This window comes from Polyangium jinanense (genome assembly GCF_028435365.1).
Genome location: NZ_JAGTJJ010000022.1, coordinates 106,260 through 121,496 on the forward strand (window position 1 = coordinate 106,260; position 15,237 = coordinate 121,496).

General features: G+C 65.2%; 11 protein-coding genes and 28 tRNA genes. 4 read left to right on the plus strand and 35 right to left on the minus strand.

Annotation, left to right across the window (positions count from 1 at the left end):
* Positions 1 to 182 precede the first annotated feature (182 nt).
* Together KEG57_RS29515 and KEG57_RS29520 are read left to right on the plus strand one after the other, a co-directional pair.
* Entirely contained in the window at positions 183 to 2,123 is a 1,941-nt protein-coding gene (locus tag KEG57_RS29515; protein WP_272426722.1) for a hypothetical protein, read from the plus strand.
* A 13-nt stretch (positions 2,124 to 2,136) separates the two neighbouring features.
* Positions 2,137 to 3,501: a pyridoxal phosphate-dependent aminotransferase gene (locus KEG57_RS29520; RefSeq protein ID WP_276074466.1), complete on the plus strand. Its 1,365-nt coding sequence runs from the start codon at positions 2,137 to 2,139 to the stop codon at positions 3,499 to 3,501.
* Here KEG57_RS29520 and KEG57_RS29525 read toward each other — a convergent pair.
* Together KEG57_RS29525 and KEG57_RS29530 are read right to left on the minus strand one after the other, a co-directional pair.
* The gene (locus KEG57_RS29525) at positions 3,485 to 4,750 is read right to left on the minus strand and encodes a hypothetical protein (protein WP_272426723.1); all 1,266 of its coding nucleotides are present in this window, start codon (positions 4,748 to 4,750) and stop codon (positions 3,485 to 3,487) included. The two genes, KEG57_RS29520 and KEG57_RS29525, sit on opposite strands and share 17 nt — an antisense overlap.
* Positions 4,751 to 4,764: 14 nt before the next feature.
* Positions 4,765 to 5,829, minus strand: coding sequence for an alpha/beta hydrolase family protein (locus tag KEG57_RS29530; RefSeq protein WP_272426724.1), 1,065 nt, complete (start codon positions 5,827 to 5,829; stop codon positions 4,765 to 4,767).
* A gap of 95 nt (positions 5,830 to 5,924) precedes the next feature.
* Here KEG57_RS29530 and KEG57_RS29535 point away from each other — a divergent pair, with 95 nt between their 5' ends.
* Positions 5,925 to 6,854, plus strand: coding sequence for a hypothetical protein (locus KEG57_RS29535; RefSeq protein WP_272426725.1), 930 nt, complete (start codon positions 5,925 to 5,927; stop codon positions 6,852 to 6,854).
* 82 nt (positions 6,855 to 6,936) lie between these two features.
* Here KEG57_RS29535 and KEG57_RS29540 read toward each other — a convergent pair.
* The 33 genes from KEG57_RS29540 to KEG57_RS29700 all read right to left on the minus strand — a co-directional run bounded on the left by KEG57_RS29540 (position 6,937) and on the right by KEG57_RS29700 (position 14,415).
* Positions 6,937 to 7,019, minus strand: a tRNA-Ser gene (locus KEG57_RS29540).
* 94 nt (positions 7,020 to 7,113) lie between these two features.
* A tRNA-Ser gene (locus tag KEG57_RS29545) sits at positions 7,114 to 7,198 on the minus strand.
* Between the two features lie 432 nt (positions 7,199 to 7,630).
* Positions 7,631 to 8,146, minus strand: coding sequence for an HNH endonuclease (locus KEG57_RS29550; RefSeq protein ID WP_272426726.1), 516 nt, complete (start codon positions 8,144 to 8,146; stop codon positions 7,631 to 7,633).
* A 59-nt stretch (positions 8,147 to 8,205) separates the two neighbouring features.
* Positions 8,206 to 8,278, minus strand: a tRNA-Leu gene (locus KEG57_RS29555).
* A 10-nt stretch (positions 8,279 to 8,288) separates the two neighbouring features.
* Positions 8,289 to 8,373 (minus strand) — tRNA-Leu (locus KEG57_RS29560).
* A gap of 5 nt (positions 8,374 to 8,378) precedes the next feature.
* A tRNA-Leu gene (locus KEG57_RS29565) sits at positions 8,379 to 8,460 on the minus strand.
* A gap of 2 nt (positions 8,461 to 8,462) precedes the next feature.
* A tRNA-Pro gene (locus tag KEG57_RS29570) sits at positions 8,463 to 8,540 on the minus strand.
* 16 nt (positions 8,541 to 8,556) lie between these two features.
* A tRNA-Pro gene (locus KEG57_RS29575) sits at positions 8,557 to 8,630 on the minus strand.
* A 17-nt stretch (positions 8,631 to 8,647) separates the two neighbouring features.
* A tRNA-Leu gene (locus KEG57_RS29580) sits at positions 8,648 to 8,729 on the minus strand.
* A gap of 5 nt (positions 8,730 to 8,734) precedes the next feature.
* A tRNA-Leu gene (locus KEG57_RS29585) sits at positions 8,735 to 8,808 on the minus strand.
* Position 8,809: 1 nt separating this feature from the next.
* Positions 8,810 to 8,886: transfer RNA gene (locus tag KEG57_RS29590), tRNA-Pro, on the minus strand.
* 87 nt (positions 8,887 to 8,973) lie between these two features.
* A tRNA-Arg gene (locus tag KEG57_RS29595) sits at positions 8,974 to 9,045 on the minus strand.
* A gap of 45 nt (positions 9,046 to 9,090) precedes the next feature.
* Positions 9,091 to 9,164, minus strand: a tRNA-Glu gene (locus tag KEG57_RS29600).
* A gap of 5 nt (positions 9,165 to 9,169) precedes the next feature.
* Positions 9,170 to 9,240, minus strand: a tRNA-Gly gene (locus KEG57_RS29605).
* A 6-nt stretch (positions 9,241 to 9,246) separates the two neighbouring features.
* Positions 9,247 to 9,320: transfer RNA gene (locus tag KEG57_RS29610), tRNA-Ala, on the minus strand.
* A gap of 9 nt (positions 9,321 to 9,329) precedes the next feature.
* A tRNA-Asp gene (locus KEG57_RS29615) sits at positions 9,330 to 9,401 on the minus strand.
* Between the two features lie 10 nt (positions 9,402 to 9,411).
* Positions 9,412 to 9,484 (minus strand) — tRNA-Ala (locus KEG57_RS29620).
* A gap of 77 nt (positions 9,485 to 9,561) precedes the next feature.
* Positions 9,562 to 9,632, minus strand: a tRNA-Ala gene (locus tag KEG57_RS29625).
* A gap of 15 nt (positions 9,633 to 9,647) precedes the next feature.
* Positions 9,648 to 9,772 (minus strand) — tRNA-OTHER (locus KEG57_RS29630).
* A 90-nt stretch (positions 9,773 to 9,862) separates the two neighbouring features.
* Positions 9,863 to 9,936: transfer RNA gene (locus KEG57_RS29635), tRNA-Asp, on the minus strand.
* Between the two features lie 59 nt (positions 9,937 to 9,995).
* Entirely contained in the window at positions 9,996 to 11,654 is a 1,659-nt protein-coding gene (locus KEG57_RS29640) for a TROVE domain-containing protein (protein ID WP_272426727.1), read from the minus strand.
* A 138-nt stretch (positions 11,655 to 11,792) separates the two neighbouring features.
* A tRNA-His gene (locus tag KEG57_RS29645) sits at positions 11,793 to 11,865 on the minus strand.
* 8 nt (positions 11,866 to 11,873) lie between these two features.
* Positions 11,874 to 11,946, minus strand: a tRNA-Glu gene (locus KEG57_RS29650).
* Positions 11,947 to 12,028: 82 nt separating this feature from the next.
* Positions 12,029 to 12,101 (minus strand) — tRNA-Thr (locus tag KEG57_RS29655).
* Positions 12,102 to 12,110: 9 nt separating this feature from the next.
* Positions 12,111 to 12,183: transfer RNA gene (locus KEG57_RS29660), tRNA-Asn, on the minus strand.
* 95 nt (positions 12,184 to 12,278) lie between these two features.
* Positions 12,279 to 12,349 (minus strand) — tRNA-Lys (locus KEG57_RS29665).
* A 58-nt stretch (positions 12,350 to 12,407) separates the two neighbouring features.
* Positions 12,408 to 12,486, minus strand: a tRNA-Tyr gene (locus tag KEG57_RS29670).
* Between the two features lie 118 nt (positions 12,487 to 12,604).
* On the minus strand, positions 12,605 to 12,763 hold the full coding sequence (locus KEG57_RS29675; RefSeq protein WP_272426728.1) for a hypothetical protein: 159 nt from the start codon (positions 12,761 to 12,763) through the stop codon (positions 12,605 to 12,607).
* A 113-nt stretch (positions 12,764 to 12,876) separates the two neighbouring features.
* Positions 12,877 to 12,952, minus strand: a tRNA-Gln gene (locus tag KEG57_RS29680).
* A 107-nt stretch (positions 12,953 to 13,059) separates the two neighbouring features.
* Positions 13,060 to 13,230 carry a hypothetical protein gene (locus KEG57_RS29685; RefSeq protein ID WP_272426729.1) on the minus strand — a complete coding sequence of 57 codons (171 nt, stop codon included), beginning with the start codon at positions 13,228 to 13,230 and terminating at the stop codon, positions 13,060 to 13,062.
* Positions 13,231 to 13,347: 117 nt separating this feature from the next.
* Positions 13,348 to 13,420 (minus strand) — tRNA-Gln (locus KEG57_RS29690).
* Between the two features lie 319 nt (positions 13,421 to 13,739).
* A tRNA-Lys gene (locus KEG57_RS29695) sits at positions 13,740 to 13,813 on the minus strand.
* A 410-nt stretch (positions 13,814 to 14,223) separates the two neighbouring features.
* A complete protein-coding gene (locus tag KEG57_RS29700) occupies positions 14,224 to 14,415 on the minus strand; it encodes a hypothetical protein (RefSeq protein WP_272426730.1) in 192 nt (63 codons plus the stop codon).
* Positions 14,416 to 14,731: 316 nt separating this feature from the next.
* Here KEG57_RS29700 and KEG57_RS29705 point away from each other — a divergent pair, with 316 nt between their 5' ends.
* Entirely contained in the window at positions 14,732 to 15,232 is a 501-nt protein-coding gene (locus KEG57_RS29705) for a DUF2505 domain-containing protein (protein ID WP_272426731.1), read from the plus strand.
* The last annotated feature ends 5 nt before the right edge of the window (positions 15,233 to 15,237 follow it).

The following is a 15,237-nucleotide window of genomic DNA, read 5'->3' on the forward strand; positions in this document are numbered from 1 at the left end:
GCTGCGAAACGCCGTTTGCGGCGGGCGAACGTGGGGGACTGACGCGCTGCGTGAAGCGACGTGGCTCATCGCACTAGGCAATCGGCCAAGGTCCGCCTAAGGTGTCGCCGAACGTCCGGCCCGCTCTTGTCGTCTGCCGTCCGTGGCAGCGTGCGCGGACCTCCTTTCGCACGAAGCGTCGAATGAAGCAGCTCAGCATCCCGCAGATATTTCTGCTCGTCCTCGTCAGTGCCCTCTACTTCTTCCTTCTGTGGTTCGTGGACCGGTCCATCGACGAGCGTGTGCGCGTCTGGTTCCGGTACCTGGCGGTGATCGGCACGACCGCGCTCGCCGCGTTCGGGATCACGAAGCTCACCGACGACCACGCCCGCACCGTCGACATCATGAAGGCGGCGCTCGCCATCACGGCGGCGGGCTGCGTCTTCTACGAGCAACACCGCGCGGCGATGAAGCGCCCGGTCTCCGAGCGCTGGAAGAAGTACATCGGCGTGACGCTCGCCGTCGCCTCCATCGTGGCTTACTTCAACGGGTTCCGCTTCGGATACCCGCAGTATTACCACCGATGGGACCAATTCCACTATTACATGGGGGCCAAGTACTTCAAGGAAATGGGGTACGACGGCCTTTACAAGTGCTCGCTCATCGCGCAGGACGAGCTCGGGGTCGTCAATTACAAGCACGAGGACGGCCGGGTCGAGCGCATCGACATGACGAAGGAGGTGCGCCACCCGGACAAGAAGATCCGGAACCTCGGCGGCGACAACCTCCTCCTGCCCGCCGCGCAGTTCCTCGAGAACCCCGGCGAGACGTGCAAGAACCACTTCCCCCCGGAGCGCTGGGAGAAGTTCAAGGAAGACGTGAAGTTCTTCCGGGCCGTCTCGGGCAAGGGCTACTGGGAGGACATGCAGAAGGACCACGGGTACAACCCGCCGCCCGTGTGGACCATCATGGGCCGGTTCTTCGCGGAATTGCAGCCGGCCAGCGTGTGGTACTGCCAATTCCTTTCGGCCCTCGACATCGTGTACACGCTGGCCATGTTCGTCGCCCTATGGTGGGCGTTCGGATGGCGCGTCTTCGCGGTCGGGGCGATCTTCTGGGGCTGCCAGTCGTCGGCGCCGTTCTACTGGACCGGCGGCGCGTTCCTGCGGCAGGACTGGCTTTTCTTCCTCGTCCTCTCGGTCTGCCTGCTCCGGAAGAAATACCCGAAGCTCGCGGGCGCCTCGCTCGTGTATGCCGGCCTCTTGCGTATCTTCCCGGGCCTCTGCGTGGTCGGCCTGCTCGTGACGGTCGGCTGGTCTGTCGTGCGCAAGCGCAAGATGACGGGCGAGCAGGTGCAGATGCTCCTCGGCGGCACGGCCGCGGCGGCGGTGCTCATTCCGCTCAGCATCGCGGTCTCGGGCCCGCGCTCGTACCACGATTTCTACAAGCACACGCTCGAGGTCCACGACCAGACCCCGCTCACGAACCACATGGGCCTGCGCGTCCTCGTCGCGCACGACATGAAGGCGCAGGCGATCTCGCAGATCGGCGAAGCGCTCACGCCCATTTCGGAGCGGCTCAAAGCCCGGGGCATCATGAGCCCGGACACGGTCCAGAAGATCAGCGACGTGTTCCATTACAAGGAGGCCGCGAGCAAGGCCTCCGGGCGCATGAAGTTCACGAAGGACGTCAAGCTCATCGACCCCTTCGAGACCTGGAAGAACATGCGCAACGAGCGGTACAAGAAGTACAAGATCGTCGCGTACCTGATCATCGGCCTCACGCTCGCGCTGAGCATTTACGTGCAGCGCCGGCTCAAGAACCTCTGGGTCGCGCAATGCCTGGGGCAGATCTGGATGATCCTCCTGTCCCAGCTCACCTGCTATTACTACTCGTTCATGATCCTCACGGCGCCGCTCACGAAGGTGCGGAGGGATTTCGAGGCCCCGCTCTTCGGCCTCGCGGCGCTGAGCCAGTTCGTGTGGATCAGCTCGTACTGGAACGACGACAAATACACGGCGCTCACCCTGATCTCGCTCGCCTTCTGCCTCGGCCTCTTCCTCGCGCTGATGCCGAAGACGCTGGAGCCGAAGATCGTCCCGCTGAAGGACGCGCCCGACGCGACGCCCCCTGCCAAGGCCTGACGGATTCATCGCCATGAGCACGAACGACACGATCGACACGCCCCCGCCCGCCGAAACCGAGGTCGCTCCGGCGCCGAAGCTCCGCAGCGAGCCCGTCCTGCGGGGGCCGAACGAAGAAAAATCCCTCGGCGCATTCCGCAAGGTGCCGCGCACGGGCGTGATTTACGTCATGGGCGAGGCCACGAAGCACGGCTATCGCCCGGGCGTGGACGCAGGCGAGGACGCCTGGTGCAACCTCGGCCAGGGCCAGCCGGAGACCGGCCCGCTGCCGGGCGCGCCGCCGCGCTGCGACGCCGTGACGATCGCCGGCGACGATCAGGAATACGCGCCCGTCGCCGGCCTGTGGGAGCTGCGGGAGGCGATCGCCGATTTCTACAATCGCGCCTACCGGCGGGGCATGCCTTCGCGCTACAGCGCCGAGAACGTGAGCGTCTCCGGCGGCGGGCGCGCCTCGCTCACGCGCGCGGCCGCGGCCCTCGGGCAGATCAACCTCGGCCATTTCCTCCCCGATTACACGGCGTACGAGGAGCTGCTCGACGTCTTCCGCCTCTTCTCGCCCATTCCGATCCTCCTCGAGAGCGAGCGCGGGTATGCCTTCTCGGTCGGCGATCTCCGGCGGGAGATCCAGGGCCGCGGCCTCGGCGCGATTCTCACGTCGAACCCGTGTAATCCGACGGGCAAACACGTCCGGGGCGAGGAGCTCGCGGCGTGGGTCGGCACCGCGCGCGACCTCGATTGCACGATGCTCTTCGACGAGTTCTACTCGCATTACGTCTACGGCCTCGGGGGGCCGGCGCCGATGGAGAGCGCGGCGCGGTACGTGGAGGACGTCGATCAGGACCCGGTCGTCATCTTCGACGGATTGACCAAGAACTGGCGATACCCGGGCTGGCGCGTGACCTGGACCGTGGGCCCGCGCGAGGTGATCGACGCGGTGGCGAGCGCGGGCAGCTTCCTCGATGGCGGCGGCTCGAAGCCGATGCAGCGCGCGGCCGTGCCCCTGCTCGACATGGAGCACGTGCGGGCCGAAACGGCGGCCATCCAGCGGACGTTCTCGAAGAAACGCGACCTCATGCTGGAGGGCCTGCGGAAGCTCGGAATCCAGGTCGACGTGGCGCCCGAGGGGACGTTTTATTGCTTCGGCTCGGTCGCGGATCTGCCGCCCGGCTTGAGCGACGGGCATTCGTTTTTCCGGGCCGCCCTCGAGCACCGCGTGATCGTGGTGCCGGGCGAGTTCTTCGACGTGAACCCGGGCAAACGACGGGCGCATCGGGCCTCGCGGTTCCGGCACCACGTGCGATTCTCGTTCGGCCCCGGCGAGGAGTCGCTGACGCGCGCGCTCGGCCGGCTCGAAAAGATGATCAAGAGCCACGCGTGACGCGGAGCGCCCGTTCGAGCGTGGCGTCGTCGAGCTCCTCCTCGGCGGCACGCTCGAGCGCGGCGCGGAGCTCGTCGTCGGCGCTCGCCTCGGCGGCGATCCGAATCCGCGGCGCCGCCTCGGGCGCGGCCACACGCAGGAGCATCGCGGCCCCGATCCTGCGGCCCCGATCCTCCGCGGAATCTTGGAGTACGGCGAGCAGCGCCTCCTCCGTGATGGACGCATTCCGATAATCGCCGCCCTGGAGCAGCTCGGTCAGGGCTGTTCGCCATTCGGCGAGGCTCCTGCCTTTGCGATCGAGCAGCTCGCGGACGCGCGCGTGCGCGGCGCTGGCCCCTCCCGCCGCGCGCGCCTCTTCGATCCGGCTTGCCGCCGCGAGGACGAGCTCGGGCTCCCCTTTCACCTGGACCACCGCGTCGTCCGGGTTTTTCGGGAACAACCGCAATCGATCTCCGTCCATCTCCAGGTGATCGACGGACGAATACGGGATATACGTCTTCGAAAACGGACGTCGCACGAGCACGCCGTCCGTGCCCACGACGATCTCGGGGGGCTTCCACGCGCGCACGATGAGCAAGGTCAACGTGGCCGTGCCCATCGCGAGCCCAAAGCCGAGCAAGAGGCCCTTGAGGTTGGCGATCTTGAGCGCGACCATGAACATGGCCACCAACAAAAAGCTAACGGCCAATCCCACGCATCCAGCCGTCACCATTCGTTGAGGCGAGGCCAGCCGGATCGTCACGCGGTGCTCGTCCGCGGCGAACCCGAGCGCATTCACCGCGGCGCGCGCTTGCGCCTCGTCCGGCAGGTGGATCGCGAGGACATTGCCTCCCACGAGGTGCACCTCGATGCCCTCGCTCGGGGCGCATTGGACCATGGCATCCGTGATCTCGCTGCGCTCGATGCGACGCTCGTGTCCCTTTTTGCGGAACGAGATCCCGCTCGCGTCAAGTCGTGCCCAGGTGAGCTCGCGCCAGCCGGACATCGTGGGTCGCGCGAACATGCCGCTGACGAGGGCCAGGACGGGGCAGAGGAGAAGAAAGTAGATCCACGAGAAGGCGAGGACGCGCGCGACCTCCAGGAACCACACAAGGGGAAGGACGTCGAACAACGTCTGGAGCGTCAGGGAGACGATGGGCGGCGCGAACGCCGATACGAAGCCCGTCCAGCCGAGCCACCGCGCGATCCGCAGCCTGCGCTCGTGCACGGTGACGTGCTCGAAGACCACGGGCGGGCGCGGCTCGTTCATCGTCGATCGCCCTTCTACCGCCGCGAAAAGAGCCCCAGACGCCCGAGCATGCGACCCACCGCGCGGAAGGCGTCTGCCCGGCCAAACTGGAGCAAGTGGCCGCCGTGGAACGTCTCGAGCGGTGCGTTGAAATGCGCGGCGAGGCGGCGCGCGTGGTCCACGGGGGTGATCTTGTCCTCGCTCGCCGCGAGGACGAGCACCTGATCCGCAGGGACCCGCGAGGGCCGCGTGAATGGGCTCACGACGCGGTGCACGGCGTCGAGCTCCTCGTACTGGCGACGCTGCTCCTCGGGGCTGCCCACGAACCGGCCTGCGGCGCGCGCGATGTCGGCAATCGAAGCGAGCGGGATGATCGGGACCGCGAAGGCGACGCGATCGTCGACCGTCGAGAGCAAGCTCGTCGAGTATCCGCCGAGGCTCATGCCCATGACGCCGACGGCCTCGGAGCCACGATTGCGCAGGAACGAGACGAGCGCGCGCAGATCGAGCACGGTCTGGCGGAAGCCTTCATTCGTGACGCGCGGATCCCCCCCGGGAAAACGCGGCGACGATTCGTGCGAGCGCACGGCGTGGAAAGGCAATACGAACAGCGCGACGTCGAGGCCGCGCTCGTAGAGCCATTGCACGGGCCAGATCCGCTCTTCCAGGCGATACTGGCCGCAGCGGTATCCGTGAATCAAAATCGCCGCCGGCCGCGCCGGCCCCGCATGCAAGAAGAGCCGCGCTGCCGCCGTTGCATTCGCCTCGTGCGAGAGGTACCGTTCGCGGACGTCCGCGGCGAGCGGCTCGAACCGGCTCGGCCACGTCAGATCCAGCACCGTCCCCGGCTCGGGCCCGCCCATCGGACGCACACGCGTGACGGAAGGCGTGATCGGCGCGGGTGTCGGGAAAAACCCAATCTCGTCATGCTCGGGCCGATCGTAGATGCGCCGGAGCTCAGCGAGCGCTTCCATGCGCGCTGCGTGGCCGAGCGCCTCGGGATCCGCCTGCCCCTTGGGCCGGCTGCGCCGGAGGAGCAAGGCCCCGCCCACGGTGGTATCGAAGCGCGAGGCCGCCGTGCTGAGAAGGCTGCGTATCACGAGCCGTTCTTACCATGGAAAGCGCCCCCGACGGAAGCCTCGGGCCGACGCAGGCCATTGACGCACGACGTCGCATGGCGCAAACAGGCCGCTTCATGCGCGACGAACCCGCCACCGTGACCGTGTCGATGGACCTGCCCTCCTCGCTGATCTTCCAGCGCCTCCGCGCGCTCGGCCGCCTGATCGGGCTGCGCATCACGCTCGGCGGCCGCGCGCTCGGCCTCTCCCTCGAAACCGGGGCTTCCGAGCGCACGCCCTCCTGGTCCGCCGGCGACGTCGAGCGTCCGGAGATGCGGAACTTCCGCACGAAGAAGCTCGAGGTCGGCGGGCTCCTGTGCCCGAAGCTCTTCGGGGATCCGCCCGATCTCCGCCGATACGCGCATGTCGCGATGGTCGATCCCGTGGTCCCCTGGCCCACGCGGCTGCTGCTCGCGCCGCTCCTCGCGATGACCGAGGAGGAGCTTTTCGAGCTTTGCTACAAGGACCCTGCCACGCTGCTCGCGCGTGTCGGCGAGGCCGAGGCCGCGGGGCGGCGGGTGAATGGTTGGTCCCCGAAGGAGCTCGTCTGGTGGTCGGTCCCCGTGATCGCGGCCCCCTTGCGCGCGGCGAGCGTGGAGGAATCAAAGTCCTTCATCGGCGAGGCATGCTTCAGCCGCACGCTACACGACGCATATCGGCGCATCGTGAACCGGAGAAATCGTCTCCGTCGATTGAAGGAGCTCGACGCGCCGGCCGTCATCGTCGAAAACGAGCGCCGGATGGCGATCGAGGCGGTCGACCAGCTCCTCGTAAACCGGGATCTCGAAAACCCCTACGTGTACGAGGACGAGGACGAGGGCACGCGAACGCCGATGATGGACGCGACCACGCTGTTCCTCGCGGCCCTCACGCCGCTCGTGGAGATCGCTCAGACAAACCAGGGCGGCGGCGGATGGATCACGAAGGCAGCGAGCCTCCGCGACGCGCGGAGCGGCACGGGGCCACGCGTCTCCGCATTGTGGAGCCTCGCGGCGGAAGCGGGGTGAGTCGAGCACCATGCCAATGGCACGCACCGAGTAGCAAACGGGCTCGGCCCCACGGCCGATTCTCGCTTCCAGATACAGTCGGCGGAAGACGGAGGACTCGAACCCCACACCCGTAGGTGCCCACTGTTTTCGAAACAGGTCTGATCCCTGATCAGTTCGTCTTCCAGAATGGCAGAGAGCAGAGGAGTCGAACCCCGCAGCGAGGCTGCCCTCCGTGTTCAAAACGGCGCCGGGTCCACACCCGGAATGCTCTCCACGGCGGAAGAAGGAGGACTCGAACCTCACACCCCGGAGGGTGCGCACTGTTTTCCAAACAGGCCTGATCCCTGATCAGATCTTCTTCCAAATCCCCCTCTCGGCGCCGCAGCGCCGCGTGGGGGTGAGGTTAGAGGGTCACGTTGGATGGTCATGCTCAGAACCGGCGCCCAGGGCGTCCTCGATCTGCAAGCAACTGCGCCGAGTCGGGCGCGCTGGAAGGCGACGCCGCGCTCATCGAGCGCGCGCCTGCCCGCGATGAAGCCCCGTTCGCCTCGACGATCCGCGAGGCGATTGCGAGCAACAGGACACCAACGAGCACGATTGCAGCGACGGCTGCAGACTCCATGGGCAAACGAATCCGAACGCCCACGATTTGATTCGTTTCGAGCGTCACAAATGCCTCCTAAGTGAGGGATTGATCAAAAAAGGTCCCGCGGGCGCGCTTCGCCCCGGGGCAGCGCCCCGGGGAAGCGGCTCCAGATGAGACCCATGCTCAGCCGCGAAGCGCGAGGGGAACCTCAGCTCGCGGCGCAGTAATGCACCCAGATGTCGGGAATCCTGCGAGCGCCGAGCCGGATGACGGGGGCCGCAGGCAACCACCGGGGCTTCTCGGGCTTCTTCAAGAGCTTCATGCCCGCCTGCTCCGGAGTGCGACCGCGCTTCTTCGCATTGCAGCTCTGGCAAGACGCGACGATGTTCTCCCAGACCGTCCGGCCACCCTGCACGCGCGGCAGGACGTGGTCGTACGTGAGCTCGCCCGCGTCCTTCTGGACGCCGCAGTACTGGCAGCGAAAGTCGTCACGCACGAACACGTTCGTGCGGGAAAACTTGACGCCGCGCTTGTGCGAATTCCCATGACGCTTGAGCCGGACGACCGCCGGCGCGCGAATGGTCATCGTGGGCGAACGAATTTCGTCGTCGTACGTCTCGAGCACCTCCACCTTACCCAGAAAGCTCAGGGTCACGGCGGTCTGCCAGGAGATGACCTGATGTGGCACCATCCAAGGCGTGAGCAGCAACGTTTGCGCGGTCATGATGCACCTCTCCGTCTACCTCTTCTTCTTCATGGCTTTCTCCAACTGCAGATGTCCGGTGCTCGGAGGGGGATTCGAACCCCCAATCGACCAGGTTTGAGCTGGCCACGTTTGCCATTTCGTCACCCGAGCAGCGGGATGCTGGTGTCGTCGGTGGGACTCGAACCCACATACCCTTTCGGGCACAGGACCTCAGCCTGTCACGTATGCCATTCCGTCACGACGACATGAGTGTCCACGGAGGGAATCGAACCCTCAATGCCTCTCGGCACGGTATCTGAGACCGCTGCGTTTGCCAGTTTCGCCACGTGGACATTGGTCTGGGTGGAGGGATTCGAACCCCCAATCCCCGGCTCCCGACGCCGGTGCTCTAGCCAGATTGAGCCACACCCAGATGATTCGCGCGCCAGTCTGGGTGGAGGGATTCGAACCCCCAATCTCCGGCTCCCAAAGCCGGCGCTCTACCAGATTGAGCCACACCCAGATAAACTGCCAATTCGGTGTCATCGGTGGGAGTCGAACCCACACGCCCTTTCGGGCACAGGATCTCAGCCTGCTACGTATGCCATTCCGCCACGATGACATGTATATCCACGGAGGGATTCGAACCCCCAAGAAACGGTTTCTAAGACCGCCGCGTTTGCCCGTTACGCCACGTGGACATGGTCTGGGTGGGGGGATTCGAACCCCCAGTCTCCGGCACCCCGAGCCGGCGCTCTACCAGGTTGAGCCACACCCAGATGATTCGGACATACCCTCGCCAGGAGTCGAACCTGGAACGTCGAGCTTCGGAGGCTCGCGCCTGCATTGCCGGCAGGACGAGGGCATGGTCTCCCTGCGAGGAGTCGAACCTCGCCAGTCGGCTTCGTAGACCGACGCCTGGCCGCCAGGACAGGGAGAAGAAAGAGGAGGCGAGTCAGCAGCTCACCCCCTCGGCGGATTTGCGCACCCGGCGGGAATCGAACCCGCGTCACCAGATTGAGAATCTGGCTGCCTGACCCACTAGCAATACGGGTGCATGAGCGCGGTGAGGGAGAGTCGAACTCCCATCCCGAGTATGGCACACTCGGATTCTACCGTTGAAGTACCACCGCAATTCGTGGAATGACGGGGATTCGAACCCCGATCTCTGCCGTGCGAGGGCAGTGTTCTACCCAGATTGAACCATCACCCCATTCGAAGGCGCCCCCGAGGAGGATCGAACTCCCCTCGCCCGATCGACAATCGGGCTGCCTCACCAGATGCATACGAGGGCAAAACGAGAGTGGAGAAGGCCGGATTCGAACCGGCGACCCCCTGACTGCCAGCCAGGTGCTCTACCCACTGAGCTACGACCCCAGAGGGGAGCCGCCCAGAAACACCGCCTGGCCTCCCGCTCATGGCCCTGGTGCTTCCGAACGACTCCTGCGAACGAGTGGAATGACGGGGACTCGAACCCCGATCCCTGCCGTGCAAGGGCAGTGTTCTTCCGTTGAACCATCACCCCGAACCACGAAATCTGCGCCGTCGACGGGGCTCGAACCCGTGTCCGCCTCATGACAAATGATAACCTTCCCCTGCCGGCCCGACTCGGACGAGTTGTCGGAAAAGGTATTTTAGGTGCTCTACCCACTGAGCTACGACGGCAAAAACGTGGGACAATTGCGATAACCATCATCGTTCGGCCCGGCCCCCGGGCGAGGGTGTGATGACGGGTGTACACGACGATTGTCCCAGCGCCCCCGGGGGGATTCGAACCCGCCCTCACCTGATCGACAATCAGGCTGCCTCACCAGAATGCATACGGGAGCAAACCGGGCGAGGAGGCGCGTGTGGAGGCACGCGCTCCCTCGTCCTTTCGACTGCAACTTCAGGCCCTCGAGAAATCGGCCATTACCTGCGGTGCGGCCGCGTCGAAGCCCACGACGTCCAGCATGCCAGGGTCCTGCGGATCGGCAATCGTGAAGCCCGTGGAGGTCATGCCAACCACGACGAGCTTTGCGGGACGGCCCATCGCCTGACGGTAATCGCGAAGCGCCTGGAAAGGATGAATCTCACCCGCCCAGGTCTCGCTGTCCGTGTAGACGACGAACGTGTCGACCTCGACCTTGTTCTTCTGAGCCCAAATCATCGGCAGCGCGCAGTCCGTGCCGCCGAAGGGCAAACCGGAGACCATGCCAACCACGTCGTCGAGGCGTTGCTTCGGCGACAGAGGCAAGGACATGACACCCGAGCCGCGAGGGCCAAATGCGCCGCCCGCGGAGGCGAAGGCCAGGGTGCTGAACGACGGCTCGATGCGCGCCGTCGCCATGGCCATGGCCGCGCTCGCGACCCGAGGCGTGAGGCCCGGGATCCCCGCAATCGTGCCCGAATCCATCGAGCCCGATACGTCGAGGGCGAGCAGGTGCTTCTTTCCCGTCGGCTCGATGGACCGGAATGCGAGGTAAAACGCCTCGTCCAAGGCGTCCACGATCTCGCACACCGGCTCCCAGGTGAGCGCGTTTTCGCGCTTCTGGGCACGCTCGCCCCGCCCTTGCGCATACACGCGCAGCGCGGAGAGAACGCTCACCGGGTGAATCCGGGCCCGCCGGAGACGCTCGACGTCCGTGAGACGCTTGGCCACGAGCCTCGCGGCCGCGCTCATGGGCGCGAGGAGTCCGACGGCGGTCATCTTGCCGAGGTTCCGGAGCAGCGCCGTCTGCGGCATGTGGGGGAGCAGCGCTTCCCACACGGCAGGGTCGTTCTTCCACTCCGTGGGCACCATTTCGTGCGTGAGCCGCTGCTCGCGCACGAGCGTGACGAGCCGCTCGCGCGGCGCGTCCTTGGCCTCCTCGAAAGCCCGCACGAGGGCCGGCAGCTTCTCGGGGTCGAGAGCGCCGCCCTTGGCCGCCTCGTTCTTCAGGGCGGCCATACCGCCGACGATCCAGCGGTACATTGCGCCATGCTCGGCCGTGACGGGCGTCGGGTGCGAGAGCCGCAAGAGGTCCTTGTGGCTCCAGCCGTCCCGCTGCCGATATTTCACGGCCTGGTATGCCAATTCATCCGGGCTCTTGCCCTGGTACCACGCGCCGATCGCGCTCCGGAGGCCGCGGCCCCAGCGCCGGAACCCCTCCACCGCTCGCGCGAAGTGGAAGAGATCCGTTCCAGTGCGGCAAACCTCGGGCAAGGCCGCGAGCGCGGACTTGCGGACCTCGGGGCGGGCGTGCCCCGCGGCCATCGCCAGGGCGAAAATCGCGGGCTCGTTCTTGGGCGCGCGGCCCGAGCGGCTGATCTCAACGATCCGCCGCACCGTCCGCTCGCCGTCCGCATCGAGGCAACGGCCAAGGGCGCGCGCGTTGTCTTGCGTCAAGGCGCGCTCGGTCGCGTAGTAGGTGCCGCCCTCGCTGCCGAGAACGAGCCACCGGTCGAGGCGGGCCCAGTCGTCGAGCTCGAAGACGAAGCCGCCTGCGTCGTTTTCGACCTGATCGGGCCGCGCCTTGTCCGTTTGTCGCGTGAACAGCGCGGCGAAATGCTGGATGTAGTTGGCCATGGGAACCTCCGGCCCGCGCTGCGGGCGAGCGAAAGAAAAGGAAAAGCTAGTGATGGAGCGACGGATGAGCGTTTGGATCTCGGTGCTATTGCACCAATTTGCTGTTGGATAACCGAGATCGTCCGACCCGTCCCTCGGTTGGGCGTACGGGAATCGAACCCGCCTACACAGGGTCACAACCTGCCCTCTTCAGCCAGATGAGTAACGCCCACGCAAGGGTGCCCCGTGGGGGAGTCGAACCCACCACCCTCGGATTGAAAGTCCGAGTTCCTGACCGCTAGACGAACGGGGCTTGATGCATATCGGGGGGGTTGGTGGTGGGGTCGCCGGGCCCGTTTCAAGGAGCACGGCGACCCCACCACCGCCAGAAGCGGAGCCCTCGCCCGGAATCGAACCGGGCAGACCCTGGATACGAGGCAGGGCGCTCGACCATCGAGCGACGAGGGCAAAATGCGGCTCCAACGGAGGGCTTCGAACCCCCATCTCCTCGCTTAACAGGCGAGTGCTCTACCGGTTGAGCTACGTTGAAACGCGCAGGGGCGACGTGCCCCTGCGGCATTGCGTTGTGTATCGGAATCGATTGTCATAGAACGAGTCCCGCCTCCGGAGAGGTGGGATGCGTCGTGGATCCGGAGGGGATCGAACCCTCGCCTGCCGCTTAAGAGGCGGCTGCTCTACCCTTGAGCTACGAATCCGAAGCAGACGGCGCTCCTCGGGCGCACGTCTCCTCACGCGCGTGGTTTCACGCGCCGGTGTGGACGGGAGGACTCGAACCTCCAAGCAAACGCGGATGGTTTACAGCCACCTGGGCTCACCCATGCCCAGCGTCCACAAACTTCTCTTTTTCGTTTCCCCGGCGCCCCCCACCGCCGCGCTCGAGGCACGAAAACGAAGAAGGCCGCCAGGGTTTTCCCGGGCGGCCTCCTTGAACACGTCACGTCGTGACGATCCTAGGCTCCACCCGTATCGAGAGGCTTGAGACCACGCACCAAGCTCGATTCCTTGGCCGCATGATACCGCGAAGGGCTTTGCAGGAGGTCGCTCGGGTCCGCGCCCGGCAGCTCGCCGGCGTTCCCCATCGCGTCCTCGTTGTACAGATGCTTGCCCATCGCCATTCCCTCGCCCCGTTTATCTTTACTTCGTTTCGACGTTCGGGTCAACCATTTTATTCGCCGTCCCGTCGATTTTATTTTCATCGTCTGCCGTATTCGCATTCGGCAGATGGAGGATCCGGGAGGCCTCGAACCTCCACGCTTCCGCTTCAGAAGCGGATGCTCTGCCCATTGAGCTACGGATCCAAAACCGCGTCCCCACGCCCCCGTCGCCGCGCTCGAGGCGCAAAAACGACGAAGGCCGCCAGGGTTTTCCCGGGCGGCCTCCTCGGACACGTCACGTCGTGACGATCCTAGGATCCACCCGTATCGAGAGGCTCGAGACCACGATTCGCCGTCGAGCACGATTCGCTCGCCGCCTGATCGCGCGAAGGGCTCTGCCGCCCCGAGATCCCGAAGAAGCCCGCGACCGGCAGCTCGCCGGCGTCGCCCTTCGTGTTCTCGAGATACAGATGCTTGCCCATCGCCATTCCCTCGCCCGTCTCTCTACATTCATTTCGACGTTCGGTCAACCATTTTATTCGTCGACCCGTCGATTTCATTTTCTCCACTTCGTCGACTGCGTTTTCACGCAGCCGCAGAGGATCCGGGAGGCCTCGAACCTCCACGCTTCCGCTTCAAGGGCGGACGCTCTGCCGATTGAGCTACGGATCCGCAGCAGGCTGTCGATCAACTTGCTGCGCGCCCCGGATCGTCGGTCGTCGTCCGCGGAATACGGAAGTATTCCTGCGTCCTCCTCCCTAGCTCCGGGGCTCTCGCGGCGTTTCTCGACAGCCTGCGAGAGAGCCCATCCCGCGCGCTCACGCGCAGGCGCTCTCCCCTGCCCCTTCCCCGTCCCCTCGCGTTTGTTGTACATCCATTTCGACGTTCGAGGCAAGGAAATGTTTTGATGGCTCGTCGATTTTATTTTCGTATCTTTCCAACCCCGTTCGCTTCGAAATGGAGCCCCAAGCTTTCTCTCTATATAAGGAGGTGGATCCGGGAGGGCTCGAACCTCCACACTTCCGCTTAAAAGGCGGCTGCTCTACCCATTGAGACTACGGATCCGCGTGCTGCGAATACACCTCGGGCTTCATCGCATCCACGTCGATGCAATCCCTCACCGAGGACACACCACGACCCCGACACGCGCGCGCAATCGACGCTAATGCAATCGATACACGCCTGCCCCGAGCGCGTCACGCGCCCTCACGATCGGTCTTCAACACGAAGCCCAAGAAGGCCCCCGCGCCCCGCTACGCAAGGCGCACAGGACCAAGAAAGCCCCGCTCGATACACGTCTCCCCGCCAAGGATCTCAATACGAGACCCTCATTCGAGGACGAAACACTCCCCTTCCACCACCCCCACGACGCCCCAAAGAGGAAAACGCCGTGGAAGAGGCCTAAAACGCCGAAGGCCGCCTGGGATCTCCCGAGGCGGCCTTCGCAGTCGTCAGAATGACGCTTGCTCTACCGCCTACGTGCCCTCCGCCGGGTTGCCGAGCTGCCGCGAATCACCAAGGGTATACCCGCGAAACGACTCGGTTTTGCCGGACTTGGGCGCAAGTTGTCCCGCACGCTGCAGCCGATCGATGCCCACGCACACGACGCCCGCTGCCGTCAGCTTGGCTCGTTCGTGGTTTCGGTCGGTCGCAGGGCGGATCAACATGTGGAAAGTCTCGGGCGAGGAATACTCGTTTGGGATCGACTTTGCAACAAAAAAGTTCCTGCTTATCTCATTTTCTTTCGGCCCCCGCCCCGGACACGCACCGAGCACGAGATGCGCACCAAGCCGAGGCCCCATGACGCTCTGCATCGCGGATGCCATGGGCGGAGACCGCCCCGGGCGGCGCAGCAAAGTGCCGTCACCAGGAGGCTATGGATCGACGGCCCTCGCTGGTAGAGTCGCCGCCCTTCCCAGCCCCGAAGGCCCACGAAGCCCCGCGAGGCGCGAGATCGGCCCCGGGCAGACACCAGGAGACGTCATGGGCAAGTTCACCATCACGAACGAGATCAACTGCAACGAGGAAACGTTCTGGAAGATCTTCTTCGACAAGGAATTCAACGAGAAGCTCTACCGGGGCCACCTGGGCTTCCCCGACTTCCGCATCCTCGAGCAGCGCGACAGCGACACCGAAACCATCCGTAAGGTCGCCGGTACGCCCAAGATGAGCGTGCCCGGCCCGGTGGCCAAGGTGCTCGGCTCGAACTTCAGCTACACGGAAGAAGGCCGGTTCGACAAGAAGAGCAAGGTCTGGTCGTGGAAGATGACCCCCGGCACCATGGCCGACAAGCTGCGTAACGAAGGCGTGATGCGTATCGAGCGCATCGGCGACAGCAAGGTCCGCCGCATCGCCGAGATCGTCATCGAGGCGAAGGTCTTCGGCATCGGGGGTCTCATCGAGAGCTCGGCCGAAAAGCAGCTCCGCGAAGGCTGGGACGGAAGCGCCGTCTACATGAACGACTGGGTCAAGACGCATTCCTGAGGCCT